This is a genomic window from Pseudoalteromonas sp. bablab_jr010 (assembly GCF_016464105.1).
In the GTDB taxonomy this organism is placed as follows: Bacteria; Pseudomonadota; Gammaproteobacteria; order Enterobacterales; family Alteromonadaceae; genus Pseudoalteromonas; species Pseudoalteromonas simplex.
The window spans coordinates 1-386 of the sequence record NZ_JACDWV010000062.1 but is presented as its reverse complement, the minus strand read 5'-3'; the positions used below and the strand labels follow the sequence as shown (position 1 = coordinate 386).

1 rRNA gene is annotated in these 386 nt (G+C 36.3%); it reads left to right on the top strand.

The features are described 5' to 3' along the window. Window positions 1–76 (top strand): 16S ribosomal RNA (locus tag JIG37_RS04035); the annotation flags it as partial. Between the last annotated feature and the right edge of the window lie 310 nt (window positions 77–386).

Genomic DNA, 386 nt, shown 5'->3' with positions numbered 1-386 from the left:
CACGGAGTGATTCATGACTGGGGTGAAGTCGTAACAAGGTAGCCCTAGGGGAACCTGGGGCTGGATCACCTCCTTATACGATTTAGAACTTATTTGTTCGTAGTGTCCACACAGATGATTGTTAGTTAGCTAAACCACTTTGGTTTAACTAATTAATATGCTCTTTAAAAATTTGGAAAGCTGATATTAAAATTCTTATAGATATTCGTATCTATAAAGAGTTTTCAAAAGTAAAAATATGCCAGTTAATCAGCAATGATTAATCGGTATCTACTTTAGTATTCTCATCATTATTTGATGAATTAACTTCTGGCGAAGTTAACAGCTGTCACTAACAAAGACCCGTTTGGGTTGTATGGTTAAGTGACTAAGCGTACACGGTGGAT